The sequence below is a fragment of the Nonomuraea sp. NPDC049152 genome (genome assembly GCF_040648355.1).
Lineage (GTDB): Bacteria > Actinomycetota > Actinomycetes > Streptosporangiales > Streptosporangiaceae > Nonomuraea.
Window position 1 is genome coordinate 180,029 of the sequence record NZ_JBEZDO010000015.1, and the last position, 22,701, is coordinate 202,729.

Here is a 22,701-nt window from a genome sequence, read left to right on the forward strand (position 1 = left end):
GTCCCGCGCCATCGGGGAAACGGAAGAGGGGGCATGGGACCGGGTGGACGGTACCCGGGGAGGGTTCCCCATATACCCCACCGAACCCCCACGGAGTGGGCGGCACTCGCTCCGGTCACATGCGTGCCACCCGGCGATCGGCGTCCGACGGAGGCGCTCGAAAGGGCCAGGGCGGCGGCGGAGGAGGGGACGGGCGTCCCCCCAGGAGGGGACGCCCGTCGGGGAGAGGCGGGGGTCAGAAGGAGCCGGTGGTGGTGCCGCCGGTGCCCGACCCGGGTGTGGTGAACGTGCTGTTCGCGCCCGGTTGCCACGCGTCCGCGGTGTCGGGGAAGTCGGCCTCCTTTCGTTTGACGCACTTCCACTCGACCGCCGTGTTCGGCGGCAGCCGGCTGATCGTCCCCGTCCACGTCGGGTACGCCGTCGGCGACAGCTTCACCGCACTGGCCACCGACCAGCCGCCGAGCTGCGGCACGCTCCCCACGGCGTACACCGACTGGCCGGCGGTGGTCGTGCCGTTCGCGCACGAGAAGGTGACGGACACCGGCGCCTGCCCGAGCGTGAACGCGAACGTCTTCGCCGTGGTCACGCCCAGCGAGGCCGACTTGGCCACGATCAGGTTGCCGCCCGCGTTGTACCAGCCGCTGGCGGCGGCGTCGAAGGCCGCCTTGTCGGCGTGCTGGGTGAGCGCCGTCCCGTTGAGCGTCACCGCCGACGCCTGCGTGTCCGCGACGAGCTCCACGACGTTCGCGCGGCCGGCGGGCGCGCCGGTGTAGGTGCCGCTGGAGGCGGCGACGGTGACCGTGGCCGTCGATCCGCTGAGCTGCTGGCTGAGCAGGGTCGTCCGGACGGCCCCGCCCTGATATCCGGTGGAAGCCCCGTCGTCCTCGTAAAGGGTGAAACTGGAGGAGGCGGAGGCCGCGTACACCCGGGCGACCAGCTCGTTCCTCGTCGTGGAGTCGGTCCGCTTGCCCAGCACGTTCATGGTCTTGTCGTCCACGAACATCTTGGGAATGATCGCCCCCGCGCGGGCGAAGGCCGGCAGCCTGAACGAGCCGTTCACCCACAGCGGCCGGTCGTTGAACCACTGCCCGGTGCTCGTCAGCTTCTCGTTGGTCGCGTAGTCGTACCAGGTGCCCGAGGGCAGGTACATGTTGCGCCTGCGCTCGTTCGCCGCCGCGACCACGCCCACCAGCAGGTCCTTGCCGATGAGCTTCTCGTGTCCCATCTCGCGGACGTTCGGGTCGTTCTGGTGGTAGTAGGCCGGCGGCGGCACCACCGGCTCGCCGAACCTGTGGGCCCGGTGCGCCAGCGAGTAGTAGTACGGCGTCAGCTCGTACCGCTGCCGCAGGTTGGCCAGGTTGCTCGCGGTGTCGCCGATCTTGTCGGGGGAGGTCTGCGCGCAGTTGCACAGGTTCTCCGTGTGCGGCCTGATCGGCACCTCGAACCAGGCGCCGTTGGCGAACCACTGCGTGTAGAGCTCGTTCAGGTCGGAGTTGAGCATCTCCCTCCTGAATCCGCCGATGTCGGAGCCGAAGTAGTCGATCCCGGACATCGACATGTGCATCTGGACGTTCTGCTGCTGGGCCAGCGCCGTCAGCTTGGAGCCGATGTCGGCCGACCACATCGCCACGCCGTACCGCTGCATGCCGCCCGCACCCGAGCGGGCCAGCATGAACGGCCGCTTGGTGCCGGAGGCGTAGCCGCGGGCGATGCTCTCGGCCCATTTGAGGTTGTAGACGTTGTGGTGGTCGGCGTGGGCGTGCTTGCCCGGCAGCACGCCCGAGGTCCAGTCGGCGGCGTCGTACATCTCCGGTTCGCCCAGGTCGAGCCAGTGGCCCATGACGCCCTGGTCGGCCAGCGGCCGGCGCTTGGTGGCGTGCCAGTAGTCGCCGGCGGCGTCCTGCGTCCAGTCGATCATGCCGCCGCGGCCCCACCAGTCGTTGGTGGTCAGGTAGACGGGTGCGCACGAGGAGCATCCCGCCCTGTTGAGGTAGCCGCGGGAGGCCATGTCCGCGTGCTCCGGCCGGTTCTTGCCGATGTAGGACTCCTCGATCGTCATCAGCCCCACACCCTCGTTCGAGGCCAGGGAGGCGATGGTCGCCGAGGGGTTGGGGAAGGCCGTGGTGTCCCACGACAGCGAGCCCATCCGGGTGTTGTCCGAGCCGGCCGTCACCCCGCCGAACCACGGCAGGTCCAGCACGAACCCGTCGACGGGGAACTTGGCCGTGCGCAGGCCCGACAGCCGGTTGTCGATCTCCGCCCAGTTGTCGTAGCCGAACTCCGAGACCCACATCCCGAACGCCTTCTTCGGCGGCACGGGCGGCCTTCCGGTCAGCTCCATGTAGTCCTTACGCAGGTCGGGCAGGTCGGGCCCGGTCACCGTGTACCAGCGGACCTGGTCGCCCCACGTGTCGACGGTCCACGGGTCGCCGGTGAGGTTCCACTCCTGCTTGTAGACCTGGTCGAGGAAGAGGCCGTAGTTGAGGTTGGCCGCGCCGACCGCGAACAGCACGGGGATCTGGGCGTTGCCGACGGGCCCGTTGTCGGTGTCGTAGGCCATGGCGTTGCCGTACTGGCCGCCCGGGGTACGGCTGCGCCCCACCCAGTCGCCGTCGGCGCTGCCGCCCATGAAGAACTGCTCGCCGAGGCCGTAGGCGTTCTGGATCGAACCCTTGGTGATCGTCAGGCCCTTCCACGCCTGCGAGAGGTTGCGCGGGCACGCCTCGTACAGCAGCCGCGTGGGGTCGGACACCTTGACGCACAGCGTGCCCGCCGTCACCTCGACCTTCATCGAGGCGGTGGTCAGCGTGTTGCCCGTCTGGTTGAAGCTGGTCGGGCCCGTGTAGTCCTTCTTGGCGACCTGGGGCGTGGTGAACAGCGCCGCCCCCGTGCCCGGGGCGGTGCCGTCGGCCAGCTCGAAGTGGACCAGGTCGTCGTCGAGGAGCTCCACGACGAGGTAGGCCGACCCGCTCGTGAACTGCACCCGCTGCACGGCCGCCTGCGCGGGCAGCGCGACCAGCAGAGGGAGGAGCAGCGCGGCCAGCATCACCAGTGTCCGTCTCATGGCCGCGCCACCACCAGGTTGTCGAGGTTGACCCCGCCACCGGCGTACGAGATCTTGATGGATCGCGCGCCCGCGGCCAGTGACGCGGTGAGCGTCGCCGTTCCCCACGTGTCCCAGTTGGAGGTCGACGGGAGCGAGAGCGTGCCCGCGGAGACGCCGTCGACGGTGACCGTCACCGACGCGGCCGTGGCCGCGCCGTTGGCGTAGCGGAGCTTGAGCTGGTGGCTGCCCGCCGCGTCCGCCTTCACCTGGAAGGTGACCGCGTCGCCCGAGGCCGAGAACTGGTCGACGAACCCTGTGCCGGTGTAGCCGGGGTGGTCGGTGTTGGTGGAGGTGCCGGTGCCCGAGGCGAACTCCGCCTCGTAGCCCGCCTTGTCGACGCCGTTCAGCGTCACGGTCCTGTTGGCGGCGGCGCCGGCCAGCTTCACGTGGGTGAGCTGCTGCGCCGGGTCCCACCACCAGCCCTCGGCCGCCGACTTCAGGTCGGCGAGCGTGGCCCGCGCCGTCGCGCCGGTGACGGAGGTGGGCTTGGTGGAGGCCACCTGCAGCGTCGACGTCGTGGTCAGCGCCGGTACGGTCACCGCCACCTGGTGCGCGCCCCAGTTCTCCGCCGAGCCGACGGTACGGGTGGCGCCCGCCGAGTCCTCGAAGTAGGCGTAGGAGGTGTTGCCCGCCGGATAGATCCGGAAGACGAGGTTGGTGTAGGCGGTGACGCTGTTGCCGATCTCGCCGCCGAGCTGGTAGTCGGCGTTGAGGTTGAGCGGGATGATCGCGCCGGGCTTGGCGTAGACGGGGATCGTGTCCCATCCCGCGTTGTAGGTCTTCGTGCCAGGCCCTGTGAACCTGCCGCCGTTCCACAGGTCGTACCACTCGCCCGCGGGCAGATAGACGTTCTTGGCGGTCGCGCCCTGCGTGGTGATCGGCGCCACCAGCAGCTGCGAGCCGAACAGGTACTGCTGGTCGAGCGGCGCCGCCGTCGCGTCACCGGGGAAGGTGAAGCTCATCGACCTCATAATCGGCACGCCCGTCGACGAGCTCTCCTTCGCCTCGGTGTAGAGGTAGGGGATCAGGTTCATCCGGACGTCGGCGAACTTCCTGAACGCCGGTACCACCGAGGCGTCGCCGGTGCGCGCCTGCACGTTCCATGGCGTGCGCGCCTCGGAGGCGGACGGGTTGGACTTCTCCGAGTGGTACTGCATGATCGGCGAGAACGTGGCCTGCGCCGCCGAGCGCAGGTACAGCTCGGCGCTGGGGAAGTCACCGGTGAAGCCCGCCAGGTCCCACGCCGTGTACGGCACGCCCGACCGGCCCGCCGACAGCTGCGCCCGCACGGCCTCCTGGAAGGCGGAGAAACTGGAGTTCTGGTCGCCCGCCCAGAAGATCGAACTCGTCTGCGCGCCCGACGTCCCCGCTCTGCTGAAGATCGTGTTCTGCGCGTTCTTGCCCTTGACGTAGGTGTTGTAGGCCTTGGTGTAGCTGTTGGGGTAGGCGTTGTGCATCTCGTCGCCCTTGCGGCCGTCGGCGAACTTCACGCCCCTGCCGAAGATCGCCTCGCTGCCGTCGGTCTTGAAGCCGTCGATGCCGACCTCGTCCATGAGGTAGTCGCGCTTGCTCATCCACCAGTTCGTGGCCGCCGCGCTGGTGAAGTCGGGGACCATGCTGTCGCCGAACCACTGGCCCGTCGGGATCCGGTAGGGGCCGTTGGTGGGGTTCTTCACGACGTAGCCCTGGGCCTCGGCGTACGCCTTGTCGTTGAGGTGCTGCTGAGGGGCGCTCGGCGGATTGGAGTCGAAGTTCTCCTTCAGCACCGGGATCTGCCAGAGGATCATCTTGATCCCCTTGCTGTGCGCGTCGGTGACCATCGCCTTCGGGTTCTGCCACGCCGTGCCGGCGGGGAAGGTCAGGTTCGAGTACGCCAGCTTGCCGCTGCCGGGAGTGGGCGTATAGGTCGCGCCGTGCCAGACGTAGAAGGTCGCCTCGTCGCTCCACTGCTCCAGCACCATCGCCGTGTGCGGGATCTTGTGCGTGGTCGCGTTGGCCAGCTCGGCGGCGACCTCCGCCTGGGTGTTCCACTCGTTGGCCGACATCCACACGCCGAAGGCCCACTTCGGCGGCAGCTGGGGGCGTCCCGTGACGGCGGTGTAGTCGTCGACGATCTTCGCGGGGGTCCCGGCGAAGAAGTGGTAGTCGAGCGTGGTGTTGAGCGCGCCTCCGGTGTCCACGGCGAAGCCCGCCCTGTCGCCGGGGGTGAGGAGGGCGTAGCGGGTGCTGGGCAGGTAGATGCCGTAACCGGCCGAGTTGGTGAAGAACGGGACCGACAGGTAGGTGCGGCGCGTCGCGCCCTGGTCCCTGTACTGGTTGTAGACGTAGTTGTGCACGCTGGTGCCGCGCTGGTCGAGCCGGTCGTAGCGCTCGCCGTACCCCTCGAACCGCTCGCCCGCGGGCGACAGGTAGTTGTCCTCGATCTTGGTGACGGTGGTGGCGCCGTCGCTGGCCCAGCGGATGTTGTTCGAGCTGTCCTGCCTGGTGATCAGCGTGGTGCCATCGCCCTTGTAGATCGACAGCCGGTACGGGGACTTCTGGATCTTCAGCACGAGCGAGCTCGTGGAGATCGTCAGTGTGCTCGCCGAGTCCGACACGGTGTAGCCGGACACGCCCGAGATGGTGAGGCCCGCGCCCGTGGGGGCCACCTGGGTCCTGAAGCGGTCGAGCGCGGGGAAGGCGAAGCGGATCTTCGGCGTGAACGACCCCGCGCTGTCACCGGTCGTGACATCTACTGACGTGCCGTTGTTCGTGAAGCCCGTCACGTTCGTCACCGTGCTCCAGGAGGTGACCGTGAACGTGAACGGGCCCGTGCTCTTCTGCCCGCCCCCGTTCACGTCCGCGTTGACGGTGTAGGTGATCTGGTCGCCCCTGGCGAAGGGGCCCAGGTTGATCTTCCAGTAGCTGTTGTTGCCGTTGTTGTGGTCCCAGGCCGCGCCGACGGGCGTCTGGTTCGCCCCGTTCTTCGTCCAGGTGACCCAGACGGTCTGACCCGGCTCGATCGGCCAGGTGGTGGCGTTGATCTGGACGCTCTCCCCCGCCATGGGGTCGCGGGGGGAGCGTTCGGTCGGCTCGGCCGAATACAGGTCGTCGATGCCGGTCGGTTGGTGGTGGACGCCGTCCAGCGCGTAGGCGGGAGCGGCGACGAGGGAGGCCAGCAGGACGGTCACCACGACGATGACGCCCGATCGTAACCAGGCCATGGGAGCTCCTCTCAGGATGAGAAGACGGGAGAGAGGTCGGGCCAGCGCTCTGCCGTGCAGAGCACCGGCGGCCGGTCGAGGGGAGCGGGCAGCGTGACCGTCCGCCCGCCGTCGAGAGCCAGGCCCGTCCAGACGTCGACCCACTCGCCCGCGGGCAGGTAGGCCTCCACCTTGTCGGCGCCCGGGTCGGTGACGGGGACGACCAGCAGGGCGTCGCCGAGCTTGTACTGCAACGGGTGGCGCCAGATGTCCTGGTCGTCGGGGTGGTCGAAGAACAGGCCGCGCATCAGCGGCGCGCCGCCCGCGATGGTCTTGCGCGCCTCGTCGGCCAGGTAGCCCACCAGCCGCTCCCGCAGGTGCGCGAACCGCCTGAACACCGGCACGACCTGGGGGTCGCCCGTCTGCTCTGCGATGTTCCACGGCGTCCTGTCCCGCAGCGGCCTGCGGTGGTGGTTGAACTCCGAGTGGTACTGCATGATCGGCATGAACGCCGACGTCCCCGCGGCGCGCAGGTAGAGCTCCGCGCTCGGCAGGTCGCCAGAGAACCCGGCGAGGTCCCAGCCCCAGTAGACGATCCCGCAGGCCGAGGCGGTGATCCCGGCCCTGATCGAGGAGCGGAACGCCTCCCACGTGGAGTCCTCGTCACCCGCCCAGAACGCGCCGTGCGGCTGCGAGCCCGCGAAACCGGCCCTGCTGAACGTGACGGGCGCCTTGCCCGCCCGCGCGAGCAGGTCGCCGAAGGCGCGCGCGTAGTGCACGGGGAACAGGCCGTTGCCCTCGTCGCCCCTGCGCCCGTCGGCGTAGCGCAGGTCGTGCCCCCACGCGTGCTCGCCGCCGTCGGTCTTGAACCCGTCGATCCCGACCTCCTCGACGAGGTAGCGGCGCTTGGCCGTCCACCAGTCGCGCACCTCCTGCGAGCTCAGGTCCGGCATCAGCGCCAGCGGGAACCACCAGCCCCTGTTCCTGTACGGCCGGCCGTCGGCCTCCCTGACGCACCTGTCGAGGATCTGCCTGGCGTCCACGGCCGCCTGGTGCCTGGGATGGGGGCGCATCTTCTGCAGCGGGATCTGCCACAGCAGCACCTTGATGTCGCGCTCGTGCAGCTCGTCCACCATGCCCTTGGGGTCGGCCCAGGGACCGTCGGCGGGGAAGCGGTAGTCGGCGAGCGTGTGCGGCTCCTCCGAAGGCTCGTACTGCGCGCCCCTGAACGCGGTGAACGTCGTCTCGTCGCTCCACGCCTCGATGACCAGCGCGCCGACGGGGATGTCGCTGTCGCGGTGCCTGTCCATCTCGGCCATGACGCGGTCCTGCGTGTTCCACTCGTTGCCGCTGGCCCACAGCCTGAACACCCAGTCGGGCAGCTCGGTCGGCCTGCCCACCGTGCCGAGGAAGGCGTCGAGCACCTCGGCGGGCGAGCCCTCGTGAATCCTCAGCGTCAGGTCGTCGCCGTCGGCCTCGACGACGATGCTCTCGCCGATCTCGTACCAGGTCCTGCGGGAGGTGTCGAGGTGCAGGCCCCAGCTGCGCGAGCCGTTGACGACCAGCGCGAACGGCATCGGCAGGTAGGTGCGCCCGTGCGCGCCCTGCGACTTGTACTGCTCGAACACCACCGCGTCGAGCTTCCTGCCGCGCTGGTCGACGGCGTCGAAGCGCTCGCCGAAGCCGACGACGTGCGCGCCGGGCTCCAGGGCCAGCTCGAAGCGGCCCCGCCGTACCCCTTCGCCGTCGGCCAGCCACCGGACGCTGCCGGGCACCACCCTGTCAGCGCCCTCGACGGCGAGCCTGCCTCCGCTGTCGCCCCACTCGGCGGCCGTCACCTCGAACCACTTGGTGGTGCGGCCCGCCGCCCTGAACCGGTAGGCGTAGCGGTGCCCCGCCTGGAGCGGAGGCGTCACAGCCGACCACGAGCCCGAGGCGGCCCTGGCCGCCTTCGCCTGCGCGGCGGCCAGATGCCCGCCGTCGACCGCCGCGGACTCCTCCTCGCTCACGGGACGGCTGAGCGGCAGCTCCACCGCCGGGCCGCCGTCGACGACCCACTCGCACACCACCGACGTGACGTCGGCCGAGGCCCGCACCCGCAACTCGACGCTCTCGCCCGCCATCGGCAGGGCGGGCACCCGCTGGTCCTCGGACTCGGCGTAGGGGTGGCCCGAGCCGTACGGCCTGTGCCTGATCACGCGCCCTCCTTCGCCGGACGCGTGATCAGGCGAGCCGACGTGCCGACGGGTCGATCGCCTGCCCCGACCTCCAGCAGGTCGGCGAGCATCAGGTACATCCCGTGCGACCACAGCAGCGGGCTCGCCACCGAGCCCCACCGGGCCAGCCACTCGTCGAACCTGCCGGGCGCGAGCAGCACGTCCGACACCTGCTCGGGCAGCTCACCCGAGTCGGTGGCCTGCGCGCCCATCCAGTCGAGGTGGCGCAGCGCCTCCTCGCGCCGGCCCGCCGCCGCGTGGTTGAGCCCGAGCAGGCCCGCCAGCAGCACCCAGCGGCCGCCGCCGTAGAAGGTGTCGGCCAGGTAGCGGTACACCCCGCCCTCGTGGGCGAGCTGCCTCTCCACCTCCGCCACCGTCGCCACAGAGACGGGGTGGTCCACCGGGTAGAGCTCGAACGGGTACACGCACGCCAGCAGGCTCGCGTCCACCGCGTCGCTGCCCAGCCACTTGCGCAGGTGCCCGCCCTCCGCGATCCCCTCGGCCGCGACCAGCGCCGCGATGCCCTCGACCGCCTCGGCCGCCGCCCTCTCCTCCTGCTCGTCGAGGAACCCGGTGCCGATCGCGGCTCTCAGGCCGGCGTGGATCGCGCCCAGCGTCGATACGTGCCGCTGGTCGACGTGCTCCTCCCACCAGTCGTAGCAGGGCTGGTCCCAGAACCACGACAGGTACCTAGCCGCGACCCTGACCGCCGTGCGCGCGCCCTTCACCTCGGCGCCGTGCCGTCCGGTGTGCTCGGCCAGCGCCCACAGCCACGTGCCGTAACCGTCGAGCTGGTGGTCCCACCACTCGTCGGTCCCCTCGCCGCCCTCCAGCGTGAACCTGGTGGGCAGCATCTCGGCGGGGGAGACGCTCTCGCCGTTCGCGGCCCGCTCGACCAGCGAGTCCACCCGCGCCCGCCGGGCGCCGACGACGCCGGCGCACCACTCGTGGAAGGCGGTCACCCCTTCGACCACCCCCGAGCGGCTCATGCCCTCGGCGATGAACGCGCCGTCGCGCAGCCACGCGTAGCCGCGATAGGCGGAGAAGGTGGGACACGCGGGATAGGCCCCCGAGGGCGACTGATGCGTGCTGATCACATCGACACTGCGCGACACGAGCTGCGCCCGCGCCAGGTCGCTTCCTACGATCACTGGATCAGTTCTCCTGGTGAGTGAATGTGCAAGGGCTCTCGGACAAGGTCAGCCGAGGAGTTCGTCCACCTTGGCGGCGGCCGACTTGAGCGCCTCCTCGACGGAGACCCGGCCCGCCGCCGCGTTCGACAGCTCCTGGGTCACCGCGTCCTGCATCTCCTGCTGCCTCTTGATCACCGGCGGCAGCGCGATCGACGTCAGCGAGTCGAACACCGCCTGGCGGTTGGCGGGCTTGGGGTCCTTGAGGTAGCCGGCGAGCACCCCCTGGTCAGAGACCGGCGGCAGCTCCCACGACGACTCGATCCGCGTGGAGGCCGCCACGCCGGAGGAGCTGAGGAACCTGGCCCACGCGTAGGCCTCCTTCCCGTGCTTGGTCGTCGCGGAGGCGGCGACCGAGTTGTGGAAGACCGCGCTGGCCTTGGCCGCGTCACCGGGCTCGACGACGACGTCCCACTCGAACGGCACGTCCTTCAGCCCCGCGAACTGCCAGATGCCGTTGTGCCACATCGCGAGCTTGCCCGACTTGAAGAGGTTGGTGTCGTAGTCGGCGGTGCCGCCGATCTCCGCCTCCGTGGGCATCGTCTTGCCCACCTTGGACACCAGCCACGTGGCCGCCTTGACGCCCTGCGGGCTGTTGAAGGCCGCCTTCTTGCCGTCGGCCGACAGGAACTCGCCGCCTGCCTGCTTGAGCGTCTTGTAGAACTCGAAGAACTGCACCGGCTGGAAGTCGCCGAACACGCCCGCCTTCTTGTCGGTCAGCTTCTCGGCCGCCGCCTGCTCCTCCGCCCACGTCCACGAGGCGGTCGGCGCGTCCACGCCCGCCTTCTCGAACAGGTCCTTGTTGTAGAAGAGCACGACGGTGGAGAAGGAGGCCGGCAGCGCGAACTGCTTGCCCTCGTGTTTGAAGGCCTCCAGCGACTCCTGCGCGTACCCGGTGGGCGCGGCGTCCCCTGAGGCCGCGCCCAGGTCGAGCAGGGAGCCCGCGCCGGCGTAGGTGACGAAGTTCTCGTAGTTGAGCTCGAAGGTGTCGGGCGCGGTGCCGCCCGCGATGCTCGTCTGCAGCTTGGTGAAGTACTGGTCGTACGGCGCGGTCTCCACGACCACGTCCACCTTCGGGTTCTCCTTCTCGAAGGCGGCGACGATCTTGTCGAGGTCCTTCACATGGTCGGGCGCAGCGGAGAAGGTGAAGTACCGCACTGTCACCTTGCCGCCCTCACCGGCGGCGGAGGTATCCCTGGTGGCCGAGCCCTGCGAGCACGCGGTGGCGAGGACCGCGGTGGCCAGCGCGGCGAAGGCGAGCCTTGTCCTGGTCATAGGGGGTGATCCTTTACTTGAGCCCTGATTGGGCGACGGAGGCGATGACGTGCTTCTGGGCGAAGAGATAGAGGATGAGGATCGGCACGACGCTGACCACGGACCCGGCCATGACGACGTTCCACTCGGTGGTGAAGCGGCCGTGCAGTTCGGCCAGGCCGAGGGGGAGCGTCATGAACTCGGGCGACTTGATGATCACCAGCGGCCACAGGTAGCTGTTCCAGCTGGCCATGAATCCGAAGATGGCGAAGGTCGCCAGCGCGGGTCTGATCAGCGGCACCACAATGAGCGCAAAAATCCGGAAATGTCCGGCGCCGTCCAGCACCGCCGCCTCGTCGAACTCCTTCGGCACCTGGGCGATCGCCTGCCGCAGCAGGAACACGCCGAACGCCGAGGCGATGGTCGGGGCGAGGACCGCGAAGTAGGTGTCGATGAGGTTGAAGGTCCGCATCTCGATGAACAGCGGCACGATCAGCACCTGCAGCGGCACCATCAGCGTCGCCAGGTAGACGGCGAACAGCGCGCCCCTGCCGGGGAAGGGCAGCCGGGCGAAGGCGTAGGCGGCCATCGCGCTGGTGACCAGCTGCAGGATGGTGGAGGCCGCCCCGATCCACGCGCTGTTGAGCAGGATCCGCCAGAACGGCGTGACCTCGAGCAGCTTGCCGTACGCGCCCAGGTTGGCCCCGGCGGGGGTGAAGTCGGGTGGGGTGGCCAGCACGCTCCCGCCGGGCGTGATCGAGGTGATCACCGCCCACGCGAACGGGAACAGCATCACCAGCGCGCCCGCGACGACCAGCGCGTACTTCAGGGCCTTACCCATAGTTCACCCACCGGCGCTGCACACGGACCTGGATCAGCGTCACCAGCAGGACGACGGCGAACAGCAGCCACGACAGCGCCGAGGCCGCGCCCGCCCTGCCGTACTGGAAGGTGAGCCGGTAGACCTGCTCGACCACGACCTCGGTCGCCCCGCCGGGGCCGCCCGCCGTCATGACGTGCACCTGGTCGAAGACCTGGAAGCCGTTGATCAGCGAGATGACGACCACGAAGAACGTCGAGGGCGACAGCAGCGGCAGCGTGATGCGCCGGAAGCGCTGCCAGGCCGACGCGCCGTCGACCCGTGCCGCCTCGTGGTACTCGTTGGGGATCGCCTGCAGTCCCGCCAGCAGGATGATCATGACGAAGCCGAGGTCCTTCCACGCCGAGGCGAGGATGATCGACGGCATCGCCCAGGTCGGGTCCGTCCACCAGCCGGGCCCCTGGACGCCGAGCAGGCCGAGCGCCCAGTTCACGATGCCGCTGGCCGGGTTGAGCAGCCACTTCCACATCAGCGCGACGACGACCCAGCTGGTGATGACCGGCAGGAAGTAGATGGCGCGGAACAGGTTGCGCCCGCCCATCGCCCTGTTGAGCAGCATCGCCAGGCCCAGCCCTCCCGCGTAGACGAGCGGCAGGTATCCGGCGATGAAGTAGAGCGTGTGCAGGAAGGCGGACCGTGTCTTCGGGTCGGCGAGGACCTCGCCGTAGTTGTCGAGGCCCACCCAGCGCATCGGCTCGATCAGGTTCCACTCGTGCAGGCTCACCCACAGCGATCCGGCCATCGGGACCAGCGTGAACAGCACGAGCGGGACGAGGCTCGGCAGCAGGAAGACCGCGACGGTGCCCGCGTAGCGCAGCCTCCTGCGCGGCGGTCCCGCCCGGTGGGCCGCCGCGCGGGTCCGCGGAGGGGCGGCGGTGAGCGTCATGGGGTCGCTCCGATCAGCCTGGCGCGCACGAGCCTTCCCTGCTCACCCGCGGCGCCCGCCGCGTCGAACGGCGTGGCCAGCACCAGCGCGGCGGCGCCTTGGGCCCAGCTCGTCTCGTCCCAGCTCTCCACCTCGATCGCGATGTCGCGCCGCCCCGGCATGAGCTGGGCGCGGACCGCCCTGTCGAAGCCCACCTGCCAGTACGGCCAGTGCGCGACGCCCTCGCCGAGTATGACCACGACCTCGGGGTCGACCACGTTGATCAGCCCGGCGGTGGACCTGCCGAGGATCCTGCCCGCCTGGTCGAAGACGTCCTGGGCGGCTCTGTCGCCGGCCGCCGCGGCCCTGCCCAGCTCGTCGACCGCGTCCCGCGCGCCCGGGTCGCCCAGCGCCGCGTGGCCCTCGAGCAGGCCCTTCTCCCTCGCGGCCGTCACCAGTCCGGCCGAGCCGACGAACGCCTCCAGGCAGCCCGCCGTGCCGCAGCCGCAGACCGGGCCCGAGGGGTCGACGGGCACGTGGCCGAACTCGCCCGCGCCTCCCCTCGCGCCCCGGTAGACGCGCCCGTCCGTCACGATGGCGGCGCCGACGCCCCGCCCGATCGTCAGGACGAGGAAGTCGCGGTGCGTGCGGCCCCTGCCGTACAGGCGCTCGGCGGCGGCCAGGGCGTTGACGTCGTTCTCGACCAGTACGGGAAGGCTGAGGCGGCGGCGCAGCCGCTCGCCGACGGGCATCGCCTGCCAGCCAAGCGTCGGCGCGTTGACCGTGCCCACGGCCTGGTCGTCGACGCTGCCGGGGACGCCGACGCCGACGCCCAGCAGCGCCGGAGCCTGCTCGATCCGCGCCAGCGTGGCCTCGACGGTGCTCGCGAGGTCGTCGAGCGCGTGCGGCCCCGACGGGTCGAAGAGGTGCTCCCACGAGCCGAGCACCACGCCGTCGAGCCGGACGTCGACGATCACCAGGTGGTCTGCCGTCACCTTGACGCCGAGCGCCCGCCCCGCGGTGCCCACGAGACCGAGCCGCTGCGCGGGACGGCCGCCGCGCGATGGCTTGAGGTCGAGCTCCTCCAGCATGCCGTGACCCATGAGCTCGCGCGTGAGCTGGGTGACGGACGCGGGGCTGAGGTCGAGCTCCCGGGCGATTTCGGTACGGCTGAGCGGACCGACCGTGCCGAGGAGGGCGAGGATCGCCGTCCTCGTCAGGTCGCCGCGATCACTGCCTGCCATACAGGGACCGGACTTTCTTTGGAAATAAAGTTAGTGGTGAAAATATGAGTCCGGACGTGTCCCCCTGTCAAGAGTTCGAAACCGTGATGAAACACAACGGGCGCCCCTCGGCAGAGGGGCGCCCGTCAGATCAGCCGTGCGTCAGGAGGCGTCCTTCGCGCGGGCACGCAGCGCGCGGCTCACGCCGTCGGCGCCCTCCATGATCATCCTGCGCAGCGCCTGGGGAGCGCCGGAGGAGGCCAGGTAGTCCTGCGCCGCCTGGACCGTCTCCTCGTCGATCAGCAGTGAGGGGAAGCAGCCGACCGCGAAGCTCTGCGCCATGTCGAACGTCCACTCCTCGTAGATCCGCCCGACCTCGGAGAAGTACTTCTCCTTGTACGGCACGAGCAGGTCCACGTGGTGCGGGTCCTGGAACCCGGTGATCGTCGTCCTGAAGATCGCGTTGGCCAGCTTGCCGCCGGTGATCGCCGCCCACGCCTCGGCCTTGGCCTCGGCGGTCGGGATGGCGGCCCTGCACAGGGCGGCCGAGCGCTCGCCCGAGGCGGTGGGGTCGCGCTTCAGCTCCGCCTCGATGTCGGCCGCGCCGAGCACGCCCCCGGAGACCAGCGCGTGCGTCAGCGTCCACCGGAGGTCGGCGTCGACGGCGAGGCCCTCGGGCACCGAGGTGCCGTCGAGGATGCCCTTGACGAAGGCCAGGTCCTCGGCCGAGGTGGCCACCGCGCACAAGGCGTTGACGTAGGCGAGCTGGTGGTCGGAGCCCGCCTCTGCGGTGCCGATCCACGACTTCAGCGCGGCGGCGAGCTGGGCCAGGCCCTCGGCCTGCCAGGCCGGGTCCGCGTACTGCTGGACGGCCTGGCGGGCCTGGCGCAGCACGGTCTGCACGACAGTGATGTCCTTGACCGTCGCGATGCCGGAGATGACCAGCTTGACGTAGTCGCGGGTGGCCATCTCGGCGTCGCGGGTCATGTCCCACGCCGCCGACCAGCACAGGGCGCGCGGCAGCGACTCGGTGAACTGCGAGATGCCGCCGCCGACCAGCGTGGCCAGGGAGCGCTCGTCGAGCCGGACCTTGGCGTAGGTCAGGTCGTCGTCGTTGACCAGCACGAGGTCGGGCTGAGTCTCGCCGAGCAGCTCGGCGACGGCCGTACGCGCGCCGACCACGTCGAGCTCGACCCGCCTGGTCCTGGTCAGCGCGCCGTCGACCAGGGAGTACAGGCCGATCGCGACGCGGTGGGAGCGCAGCGTCGGGTACTCGGCCGGGGCCTCCTGCACCACCTCGAAGCGGGTGAAGCGGCCCTCGGCGTCCACGTCGAACGAAGGACGCAGCGTGTTGACCCACGAGGTCTCCAGCCACTCCTTCGACCACGACGACAGGTCACGGCCGCTGGTCCGCTCCAGAGCGCCGAGCAGGTCCTTCAGCTCGGTGTTGCCCCACGCGTGCTCGTTGAAGTAGTCGCGCACGCCGGCGAGGAAGTTGTCGAGGCCGACGTAGGCCACCAGCTGCTTGAGCACCGAGGCGCCCTTGGCGTAGGTGATGCCGTCGAAGTTGACCTCGACCGCCTGCATGTCGGGGATGTCGGCGGCGATCGGGTGGGTGGAGGGGAGCTGGTCCTGGCGGTAGGCCCACGCCTTCTCCACGTTCGCGAACGTGGTCCACGCGCCCTTGCCCCACCGGGTGGCCTCGGCCTGGCACAGCACGGAGGCGTAGGTGGCGAAGGACTCGTTCAGCCACAGGTCGTCCCACCAGCGCATGGTGACCAGGTCGCCGAACCACATGTGCGCCATCTCGTGCAGGATCGTCTCGGCGCGGCGCTCGATGACGGCGTCGGTGACGCGGGAGCGGAAGACGTAGTCCTCGAGGAAGGTGACGCAGCCCGCGTTCTCCATCGCGCCCGCGTTGAACTCGGGGACGAACAGCTGGTCGTACTTACCGAACGGGTAGCGGACGCCGAAGACCTCGTGGAAGAAGTCGAAGCCCTGGCGGGTGATCTCGAAGATGTTGTCGGCGTCGAGGTGCTCGGCCAGCGAGGCGCGGCAGTAGATGCCCAGCGGGATGCCGTCGTGCTCGGAGGTCACCTTGTGGTAGCCGCCGGCCACCAGCGCGGTGATGTACGTGGAGATGGGCGGGGTCACCGCGAAGTGGTGCCGCCTGGCCGCCTGGGTGGTGCCGTGACGGCCCGCGTGCTCCTCGAGCTCCTCGACGGAGTCGGCCGCGCCGTTGGAGACGACCTCCCAGTCGGCGGGGGCGATCGCGGTCAGCTCGAAGGTCGCCTTCAGGTCGGGCTGGTCGAAACAGGCGTACATGCGGTGCGCGTCGGCCGTCTCGAACTGCGTGTGCAGGTAGACCTTCTGGTCGACGGGGTCGACGAACCTGTGCAGGCCCTCGCCCGTGCGCATGAAGACGCAGTCGGCGTCGATGGTCAACTCGTTGTCGGCGGCCAGGCCGGGCAGCGGGAAGCGGCCCTTGTCCTCGTCGTAGCCGGCGACGTCGAGTGCGACCCCGTTGAGCTCCACCGAACGAACGTGCGCGCCGTGCAGGTCGATGAACGTCGTCGCGCCGGGTTCCGCGGCGGAGAAGCGAACGGTCGTGACGCTCTCGAACCGCTCCTCACCCTCCGTCAGGTCGAGCTTGACGTCGTACGACTCGACCTTCAACAGCCGGGCCCGCTCGCGAGCTTCGTCACGGGTCAGGTTGCCTGCCAAGATCCGCTCCTCTTCACCACATCTTTGGGGTTTTGTCTGAATCCTGCCATGCCAGGAATAGTCCTGACTCTCACTCAGGTTATGGCCGACGGCAAGGTCACCACGAATGAGGGAACCCCCAACATGTCTGAACGAACCCCCGTAGACCTCTGGTTCGACCCGTTCTGCCCCTTCGCCTGGATCACTTCCCGCTGGCTGGTGGAAGTCGAGAAGGTACGCGAGATCGAGCCCCGGTGGCACATCATGAGCCTGAACGTCCTCAACGAGGACAAGGACATCTCCGCCGAGTACCGCGAGATGATCGCCGCGGCGATCGGCCCCGTCCGCGTCGTGGCCGCCGCTGCCGAGAAGTACGGCGAGCACGTGGTCGGCCCCCTCTACACCGAGCTCGGCACGCGCTTCCACAATGAGGGCAGGCCCAAGGAGGGCCCCACGATCAGGGACACGCTCGCCGACGCCCTGGAGGCCGCGGGGCTCGACAGGGAGGTGGCCGACGCGATGGACTCCGCCGACTACGACGAGGCCATCAGGGAGTCGCATTTCCGCGGCATGGACCTCGTGGGCCAGGAGGTCGGCACCCCCGTCATCCAGGTCGAGGGCGTCGCCTTCTTCGGGCCCGTCCTGACGAGGATCCCGCGAGGCGAGGACGCGGGCAGGCTCTGGGACGGCGTGCGCACCGTCGCGAGCTTCGAGGACTTCTTCGAGCTCAAGCGGACCCGCACCCGGCGCCCCGTCTTCGACTAGGCCGAGATTTCTGACATGTCCCCCTAACGTGGGCGGCTCACCGTACCCTCTGGGAGTCAAGGTTCTCGCTTTGTGACCTTCGGCACGCGAGGATGGGGGACATGCGTCATCTCTACATCAACGGGGCCTGGACGGCCTCGGTCTCGGGAGAAGGAATCGATGTCGTCAATCCGGCCACCGAGGAGACGATCGACACCGTTCCCGCAGGCGCACCCGATGACGCTGAGGCGGCGGTCATGTTCGCCCGCGCCGCCTTCCCCGCGTGGGCGGCGACCGCGCCCGCCGAGCGGGGCAAGCTGCTGGCGGCCGCGGCCGACCTGCTGAAGGAGCGCGCGGAGAGCGTCGCAAGGACGATCTCCATCGACATGGGCGCGCCTTACGGCTTCGCGCTGAAGGTGCAGACGCTCATGCCCGCCGGCGTGCTGGCCTCCTACGCGCAACTGGCCGAGAGCCACCCGCGCGAGAGCAGGGTCGGCAACTCGCTCGTGGTGAAGGAGCCCGTGGGCGTCGTCGCCGCGATCACGCCGTGGAACTACCCGCTCCACCAGATCGTCTGCAAGGTCGCGCCGGCGCTGGCGGCGGGGTGCACGGTCGTGCTCAAGCCCAGCGAGGTGGCGCCGCTGGCCGCCTACGCGCTGGCCGAGATCTTCCACGAGGTCGGCCTGCCCCGCGGCGTGTTCAACCTGGTCAGCGGCAGGGGTCCGGTCGTCGGCGAGGCGCTGGCCGCCCACCCCGAGGTCGACATGATCTCTTTCACCGGCTCCACCGGAGCGGGCCGCCGGGTGGCCGTGCTGGCGGCCGAGGGCGTCAAGCGGGTGGCGCTGGAGCTCGGCGGCAAGTCGGCCAACCTGATCCTGCCCGACGCCGACCTGCCCGTCGCGGTCAAGGCGGGCGTCGCCAACGCCTTCGTCAACGCGGGACAGACGTGCTCGGCGTGGTCGCGCATGATCGTCCACCGCGACCAGTACGACCAGGCGGTGAGACTGGCCGTCGAGGCCGCCCGCAAGTACCTCGTCGGCGACCCCTTCGACGAGGCCACCAGGATCGGTCCGCTGGTCTCGGCCGCGCAGCGCGACCGCGTGGTCCGCTACATCAACACGGGCCAGGAGGAGGGCGCGCGGCTCATCATCGGCGGCACCGAGCGTCCCCTGGACCGCGGCTACTACGTCGAGCCGACCATCTTCGCCGGTGTGGAACCGGGGATGGCGATCGAGCAGGAGGAGATCTTCGGTCCCGTTCTGTCGATCATCCCCTACACCAGCGAGGAGCAGGCCGTGCAGATCGCCGACGGCACCCGGTACGGCCTTTCGGGCGCCGTGTGGGCGGGCACGCAGGAGCGAGCGCTCGCGGTGGCCAGGCGGCTGCGCACGGGCCAGGTCTCGGTCAACGGCGGCCAGTTCAACCCGTACGCGCCCTTCGGCGGCTACAAGCAATCGGGCATCGGCAGAGAGCTGGGCGAGCACGGCCTCGAGGAGTACTTCGAGATCAAGTCGCTCCAGCTCTGAGTCTCTCGGCGTCAGACGATCAGGTCGCCCGTCGCCCCAGCGGTCAGTGCGTGCGCTGGAGGATCTTGCGGGCCTCGCTCTTCGGCAGCCTGTCGACGTAGAGCGTGCCTTCCAGGTGGTCGTTCTCGTGCTGGAAGCAGCGCGCCAGCAGCCCGCGAGCCCTGAGCTTCACCTTCCGCCCGAGCCTGTCCAGGCCCTCGATGCTGACGCCCGCCGCCCTGGGCGTCGCCGCGTAGAGCGGCTTGCCGGTGTCGCGCCCGGGGACCGACAGGCATCCCTCCTCGTCGAGCACCTCCTCGGCGTCGTCGATCGTCAGCGTGGGATTGATCAGGTGCCCCTTGCGCCCGCTGCAGTCATAGACGAACAACCTGCGCGACACGCCGATCTGCGGCCCGGCCAGGCCCACGCCGTCGGCCGCGTACATCGCCTCGAACATCTCGTCGACGAGCTTCCTCAGCTCCTTGTCGAAGTCGACGACAGGCTCGGCCGGGGTGCGCAGGACGGGATCGCCGATGTACCGGATCTCACGCATGGGCGCTGTACTCCTGTAAGGACTGGGATAGGCAAGAGCCTCTTACTCTAGCGTGGGACCGACGTGGATCGCGCCCCGCGAACCTGCGAAACTGGTCCCGTGCGTGTCTACATCGGTGCCGACCATGCCGGCTATGAGCTGAAGAACCATCTGGTGACCTGGTTGAAGGACCAGGGGCACGAGGTGACCGACTGCGGTCCTTTCGTCTATGACGCCGAGGACGACTACCCCGCGTTCGTGCTGCGCGCGGCCGAGGGCGTCGCGGGCGACCCGGCCAGCCTCGGCATCGTGATCGGCGGCTCGGGCAACGGCGAGCAGATCGCGGCCAACAAGGTGCGCGGCATCCGCGCCGCCCTGGCGTGGAGCGAGGAGACGGCCCGGCTCGCCCGCGAGCACAACAACGCCAACGTCATCAGCCTCGGCGCGCGCATGCACTCCGAGGAGGAGGCGACCGGGTTCGTCGAGGTCTTCCTCGTCACGCCGTTCTCCGGCGGCGAGCGCCACAGCCGCCGCATCGCCCAGCTGGCCTCCTACGAGACCATCGGCCAGCTGCCGCCGCTGCCGTAGCCGCGGGACGCGAGCCCGCCGTGAGCTACGGCTTGCGGCGGGCTTCGCGCCGTGGTGCCTCGTCGCGCAACGGCCGCCGGTCGGCGGCGTCCTGCTGCTCCTGCGAGGGCCTGGAGACATCCCTCGCCCGCATCGCGGTGATCGCCGTGATCTGCAAACTCTGCAGCGCCATACCTGTGACTGTAGCCCGCCCCCGCCGTGGGCGGCGGCGCCAGGCCCCGATCAGAAGACGAATCCCGCCCACGGGGCAGGAGACCACGACATGGCCGTGGCGAGGGAACGGACCGCGCCCGCCGAGTGCTCGGTCAGCAGGCCCGCCGCCTGCTGGGCCGCGAGCGAGCCCGCCCCCAGGTAGGCCCCGCCGAGCGCGGACACCGGCAACGAGACGTCAGGGGCCTCGTCGGTGGGCTTGCAGGAGGCCGAGCCCGTGTCCGCCGTCAGCCGCCAGCGGCCCGCGTTCCACGGGCACACGTCGTCGGCCACCTCGATCACCACGTCCACGGGCGCGGAGTAGGCGCGGGAGATCAGCGCGGCGTCCACGGAGACCAGCCTGACCCACAGCTCGTCGCCCCAGCGCGAGTTCAGCTGGCGGACGTCGGCCAGCAACTGGGTGATCGGGTCGTCGACCGGGATGTCGGCCGTGACCTTGGTGACCAGGTCGCGGTCGAGCACCGCGCGCCACAGCAGCGCGTGCGCCGCGGGGTCGATGGCGTACAGCTCGCGCAGCTGGAGCTCGCCGTCGGGCCCGCCGTTCTCGCCCCACGTCGCCTTGACGCGGAACAGCGCGTAGCCGCGCGCCCCCGAGGAGTCCTCGACGAGGAAGCCGCGAAGGCTGCCCGCGCCCTGCTGGTCGAACTCCTCGTCGGCCAGGCTCATGTTCCAGAAGTGTTCGTTGCGGGTGTACCGGCCGGGACGCTCGGCCATGACCGAGGCGAACAGCTCCTCCAGGGTGGACCTGACCTCGGCGGGCTTGACGACGCGGACCCTGAGCGAGGGGTCGGAGGGAGCGGCGGCGGTGAAGGCCGAACGGTGCGTGGGGATGCGGACCGCCAGGTTGTCGGCCGCTCTGCCGTAGCCGAACCGGCCGTAGATGATCGCCTCGGAGGCGTAGAGCGCGGCCACGGCCTCGCCCCGCTCACGGATGTCGGTGAGCTGGCGGCGCATGATCTGCGAGAGGATGCCGCGGCGGCGATGAGAGGGAAGCACACTGACCGCGGTCACCCCCGCCACGGGCAGCGTGCCGCCCGGTACGGCCATCGAGAAGCTGTGGATGCCGGTGACGCCGGCGATGAGGTCGCCGTCGAAGGCGGCCAGGGTCCGGTCGAACTCGGTGTTCGCCTTCCAGCGTTCGGACTGGGTCGGATGCGGCGTCCAGTTGAATGCCTCGGCGAGCACGCCGCTGAACTGGGGCCACTCCTCATCCGAGATGGGGCGGATCGGATAGGTCATCCGTCCACGGTAGGAGCGGGCAAAGCCGGACGGCCACCCAATATCCGTGCCTAATGATCAAGGCCTTGGTCAAGTGGGCTGCCCAAACCCGGGAGAGACCGATACAGTCAGGCGCATCATGAACTCACGTCCGGTGCCGCAGATCCCGCCTCGGCTGCGTGCGGTGCTGGTCAAAGTCCCTGGTCTGGTGCCCGCGGTCAGGTTCCTCAGGAGAGGGCCGCTGGCCCGCGACCGCAATCTGCTGATCACTTTGTCGGTGCTGACCCTGGTGGTCGGCGGGCTCGCCGCCCGCGTCTCCACCGAGTGGTTCTCGCCCTCCCTGTTCATCCTCATCACCCTGGTGGGCGGGCTGCAGTTGCGGCTGCGCAGCCTGGCGGTCCTGCTGGTCTCCGTCCTGGCCTCGCTCGCCTACATTGGAGCGGTCCTGGGGGTCAACACGATCGGTCTCGGGCTCATGGTGACGATCGGCTTCACCACGGTGCTGGCCGTGCTCATGGCGCGCACCAGGGGCAAGCTGGGCGTGCAGGGGCTGCGCGGCGACGCCATGCTGCTGGAGCTGCGCGACAGGCTCAAGAGCCAGAGCGAACTGCCCTCGCTGCCCAAGGACTGGGGCGCCAAGGTGGTGCTCAAACAGGCGGGCGGCTCCTCCTTCGGCGGCGACTTCCTGGTGTCCATGCGCGACGGCGACAACGTGGAGATCGCGCTGGTCGACGTGTCGGGCAAGGGCGTCGACGCCGGCACCAGAGCGCTGCTGCTGTCGGGCACGTTCGGCGGGCTGCTCGGCTCCGTCGACGACTTCCTGCCCGCCTGCAACGGCTACCTGCACCGCCAGCGCGGCGACGAGGGCTTCGTCACCGCCGTCCACCTGCGTCTCGACCTGGCCACCGGCGAGTACACGATCACCTCGGCCGGGCATCCGCCGGTGGTCAAGCTCGACTCGGGCACGGGCAACTGGGAGATCGCCTCGGCCAAGGGCGTGGTCCTCGGCGTGGTGCCCGACCTGCACTGCGAGCCCGACAGCGGGGTGCTGCGCAAAGGCGACGCGCTCCTGCTCTACACCGATGGCCTCATCGAACAGCCGGGCCGCGACATCGACGCGGGCCTCGACAGGCTGCTGGGCGAGGCCGAGCGGCTGCTGCCCTCCGGGTTCCGCGACGGCGCGAGGGCGCTGGTCAACTCGATGGCGTCGGGACACAACGACGACTGCGCTCTCGTCCTCATCTGGCGCCCATGACGAATCACACGATCAGATCGTGAGCTGAGT

Annotated in this window: 16 protein-coding genes; 4 read left to right on the forward strand and 12 right to left on the reverse strand. The window is 69.9% G+C overall.

Annotation, left to right across the window (positions count from 1 at the left end; translation table 11 throughout):
• Positions 1-235: 235 nt before the first annotated feature.
• From AB0B45_RS26790 to pepN, 9 genes are all read right to left on the reverse strand, one after another.
• Positions 236-3,064, reverse strand: a complete 2,829-nt coding sequence (locus AB0B45_RS26790; protein ID WP_358135615.1) for a TIM-barrel domain-containing protein — start codon at positions 3,062-3,064, stop codon at positions 236-238.
• Positions 3,061-6,309, reverse strand: a complete 3,249-nt coding sequence (locus tag AB0B45_RS26795) for a TIM-barrel domain-containing protein (protein WP_358135618.1) — start codon at positions 6,307-6,309, stop codon at positions 3,061-3,063. The genes AB0B45_RS26790 and AB0B45_RS26795 overlap by 4 nt, the downstream gene beginning before the upstream one ends.
• Positions 6,310-6,320: 11 nt before the next feature.
• The gene (locus AB0B45_RS26800; RefSeq protein WP_358135621.1) at positions 6,321-8,486 is read right to left on the reverse strand and encodes a TIM-barrel domain-containing protein; all 2,166 of its coding nucleotides are present in this window, start codon (positions 8,484-8,486) and stop codon (positions 6,321-6,323) included.
• Complete coding sequence (locus tag AB0B45_RS26805; protein ID WP_358135624.1) at positions 8,483-9,655, reverse strand: glycoside hydrolase family 15 protein; 1,173 nt, start codon at positions 9,653-9,655, stop codon at positions 8,483-8,485. Before AB0B45_RS26805 ends, AB0B45_RS26800 begins: the two co-directional genes overlap by 4 nt.
• 48 nt (positions 9,656-9,703) lie before the next feature.
• Complete coding sequence (locus AB0B45_RS26810) at positions 9,704-10,969, reverse strand: sugar ABC transporter substrate-binding protein (RefSeq protein ID WP_358135627.1); 1,266 nt, start codon at positions 10,967-10,969, stop codon at positions 9,704-9,706.
• 13 nt (positions 10,970-10,982) lie between these two features.
• The gene (locus AB0B45_RS26815) at positions 10,983-11,789 is read right to left on the reverse strand and encodes a carbohydrate ABC transporter permease (protein WP_358135630.1); all 807 of its coding nucleotides are present in this window, start codon (positions 11,787-11,789) and stop codon (positions 10,983-10,985) included.
• Positions 11,782-12,714 carry a sugar ABC transporter permease gene (locus AB0B45_RS26820; RefSeq protein ID WP_358135632.1) on the reverse strand — a complete coding sequence of 311 codons (933 nt, stop codon included), beginning with the start codon at positions 12,712-12,714 and terminating at the stop codon, positions 11,782-11,784. Before AB0B45_RS26820 ends, AB0B45_RS26815 begins: the two co-directional genes overlap by 8 nt.
• A complete protein-coding gene (locus tag AB0B45_RS26825) occupies positions 12,711-13,937 on the reverse strand; it encodes an ROK family transcriptional regulator (protein WP_358135635.1) in 1,227 nt (408 codons plus the stop codon). The genes AB0B45_RS26820 and AB0B45_RS26825 overlap by 4 nt, the downstream gene beginning before the upstream one ends.
• 141 nt (positions 13,938-14,078) lie before the next feature.
• Positions 14,079-16,640 (reverse strand): aminopeptidase N, encoded by a 2,562-nt coding sequence (gene pepN, locus AB0B45_RS26830; RefSeq protein WP_358135637.1) that lies wholly within the window; start codon positions 16,638-16,640, stop codon positions 14,079-14,081.
• A 123-nt stretch (positions 16,641-16,763) separates the two neighbouring features.
• Here pepN and AB0B45_RS26835 point away from each other — a divergent pair, with 123 nt between their 5' ends.
• The gene (locus AB0B45_RS26835) at positions 16,764-17,384 is read left to right on the forward strand and encodes a DsbA family protein (RefSeq protein WP_358135640.1); all 621 of its coding nucleotides are present in this window, start codon (positions 16,764-16,766) and stop codon (positions 17,382-17,384) included.
• 101 nt (positions 17,385-17,485) lie between these two features.
• Positions 17,486-18,889, forward strand: a complete 1,404-nt coding sequence (locus AB0B45_RS26840) for an aldehyde dehydrogenase family protein (RefSeq protein ID WP_358135643.1) — start codon at positions 17,486-17,488, stop codon at positions 18,887-18,889.
• A 43-nt stretch (positions 18,890-18,932) separates the two neighbouring features.
• Here the strand turns inward: AB0B45_RS26840 and def are convergent, their stop codons facing one another.
• The gene (gene def / locus AB0B45_RS26845; protein ID WP_358135646.1) at positions 18,933-19,421 is read right to left on the reverse strand and encodes a peptide deformylase; all 489 of its coding nucleotides are present in this window, start codon (positions 19,419-19,421) and stop codon (positions 18,933-18,935) included.
• A gap of 99 nt (positions 19,422-19,520) precedes the next feature.
• Here def and AB0B45_RS26850 point away from each other — a divergent pair, with 99 nt between their 5' ends.
• Positions 19,521-19,988 carry a ribose-5-phosphate isomerase gene (locus tag AB0B45_RS26850; protein WP_358135649.1) on the forward strand — a complete coding sequence of 156 codons (468 nt, stop codon included), beginning with the start codon at positions 19,521-19,523 and terminating at the stop codon, positions 19,986-19,988.
• A 25-nt stretch (positions 19,989-20,013) separates the two neighbouring features.
• Here the strand turns inward: AB0B45_RS26850 and AB0B45_RS26855 are convergent, their stop codons facing one another.
• Complete coding sequence (locus AB0B45_RS26855) at positions 20,014-20,160, reverse strand: hypothetical protein (protein ID WP_358135652.1); 147 nt, start codon at positions 20,158-20,160, stop codon at positions 20,014-20,016.
• A 50-nt stretch (positions 20,161-20,210) separates the two neighbouring features.
• Complete coding sequence (locus AB0B45_RS26860) at positions 20,211-21,437, reverse strand: GNAT family N-acetyltransferase (protein ID WP_358135657.1); 1,227 nt, start codon at positions 21,435-21,437, stop codon at positions 20,211-20,213.
• Between the two features lie 118 nt (positions 21,438-21,555).
• On the opposite strand from AB0B45_RS26860, the gene AB0B45_RS26865 reads away from it, so the two are divergent.
• The gene (locus AB0B45_RS26865) at positions 21,556-22,671 is read left to right on the forward strand and encodes a PP2C family protein-serine/threonine phosphatase (RefSeq protein WP_358135660.1); all 1,116 of its coding nucleotides are present in this window, start codon (positions 21,556-21,558) and stop codon (positions 22,669-22,671) included.
• Positions 22,672-22,701: the final 30 nt, after the last annotated feature.

Bases quoted from the DNA above. Each gene is read 5' to 3' on its own strand.
- AB0B45_RS26790 (WP_358135615.1), bottom strand. From the start codon at position 3,064: ATGAGACGGACACTGGTGATGCTGGCCGCGCTGCTCCTCCCTCTGCTG.
- AB0B45_RS26795 (WP_358135618.1), bottom strand. From the start codon at position 6,309: ATGGCCTGGTTACGATCGGGCGTCATCGTCGTGGTGACCGTCCTGCTG.
- AB0B45_RS26810 (WP_358135627.1), bottom strand. From the start codon at position 10,969: ATGACCAGGACAAGGCTCGCCTTCGCCGCGCTGGCCACCGCGGTCCTC.
- AB0B45_RS26815 (WP_358135630.1), bottom strand. From the start codon at position 11,789: ATGGGTAAGGCCCTGAAGTACGCGCTGGTCGTCGCGGGCGCGCTGGTG.
- AB0B45_RS26820 (WP_358135632.1), bottom strand. From the start codon at position 12,714: ATGACGCTCACCGCCGCCCCTCCGCGGACCCGCGCGGCGGCCCACCGG.
- AB0B45_RS26825 (WP_358135635.1), bottom strand. From the start codon at position 13,937: ATGGCAGGCAGTGATCGCGGCGACCTGACGAGGACGGCGATCCTCGCC.
- AB0B45_RS26835 (WP_358135640.1), top strand. From the start codon at position 16,764: ATGTCTGAACGAACCCCCGTAGACCTCTGGTTCGACCCGTTCTGCCCC.
- AB0B45_RS26840 (WP_358135643.1), top strand. From the start codon at position 17,486: ATGCGTCATCTCTACATCAACGGGGCCTGGACGGCCTCGGTCTCGGGA.
- def (WP_358135646.1), bottom strand. From the start codon at position 19,421: ATGCGTGAGATCCGGTACATCGGCGATCCCGTCCTGCGCACCCCGGCC.
- AB0B45_RS26855 (WP_358135652.1), bottom strand. From the start codon at position 20,160: ATGGCGCTGCAGAGTTTGCAGATCACGGCGATCACCGCGATGCGGGCG.
- AB0B45_RS26860 (WP_358135657.1), bottom strand. From the start codon at position 21,437: ATGACCTATCCGATCCGCCCCATCTCGGATGAGGAGTGGCCCCAGTTC.
- AB0B45_RS26865 (WP_358135660.1), top strand. From the start codon at position 21,556: ATGAACTCACGTCCGGTGCCGCAGATCCCGCCTCGGCTGCGTGCGGTG.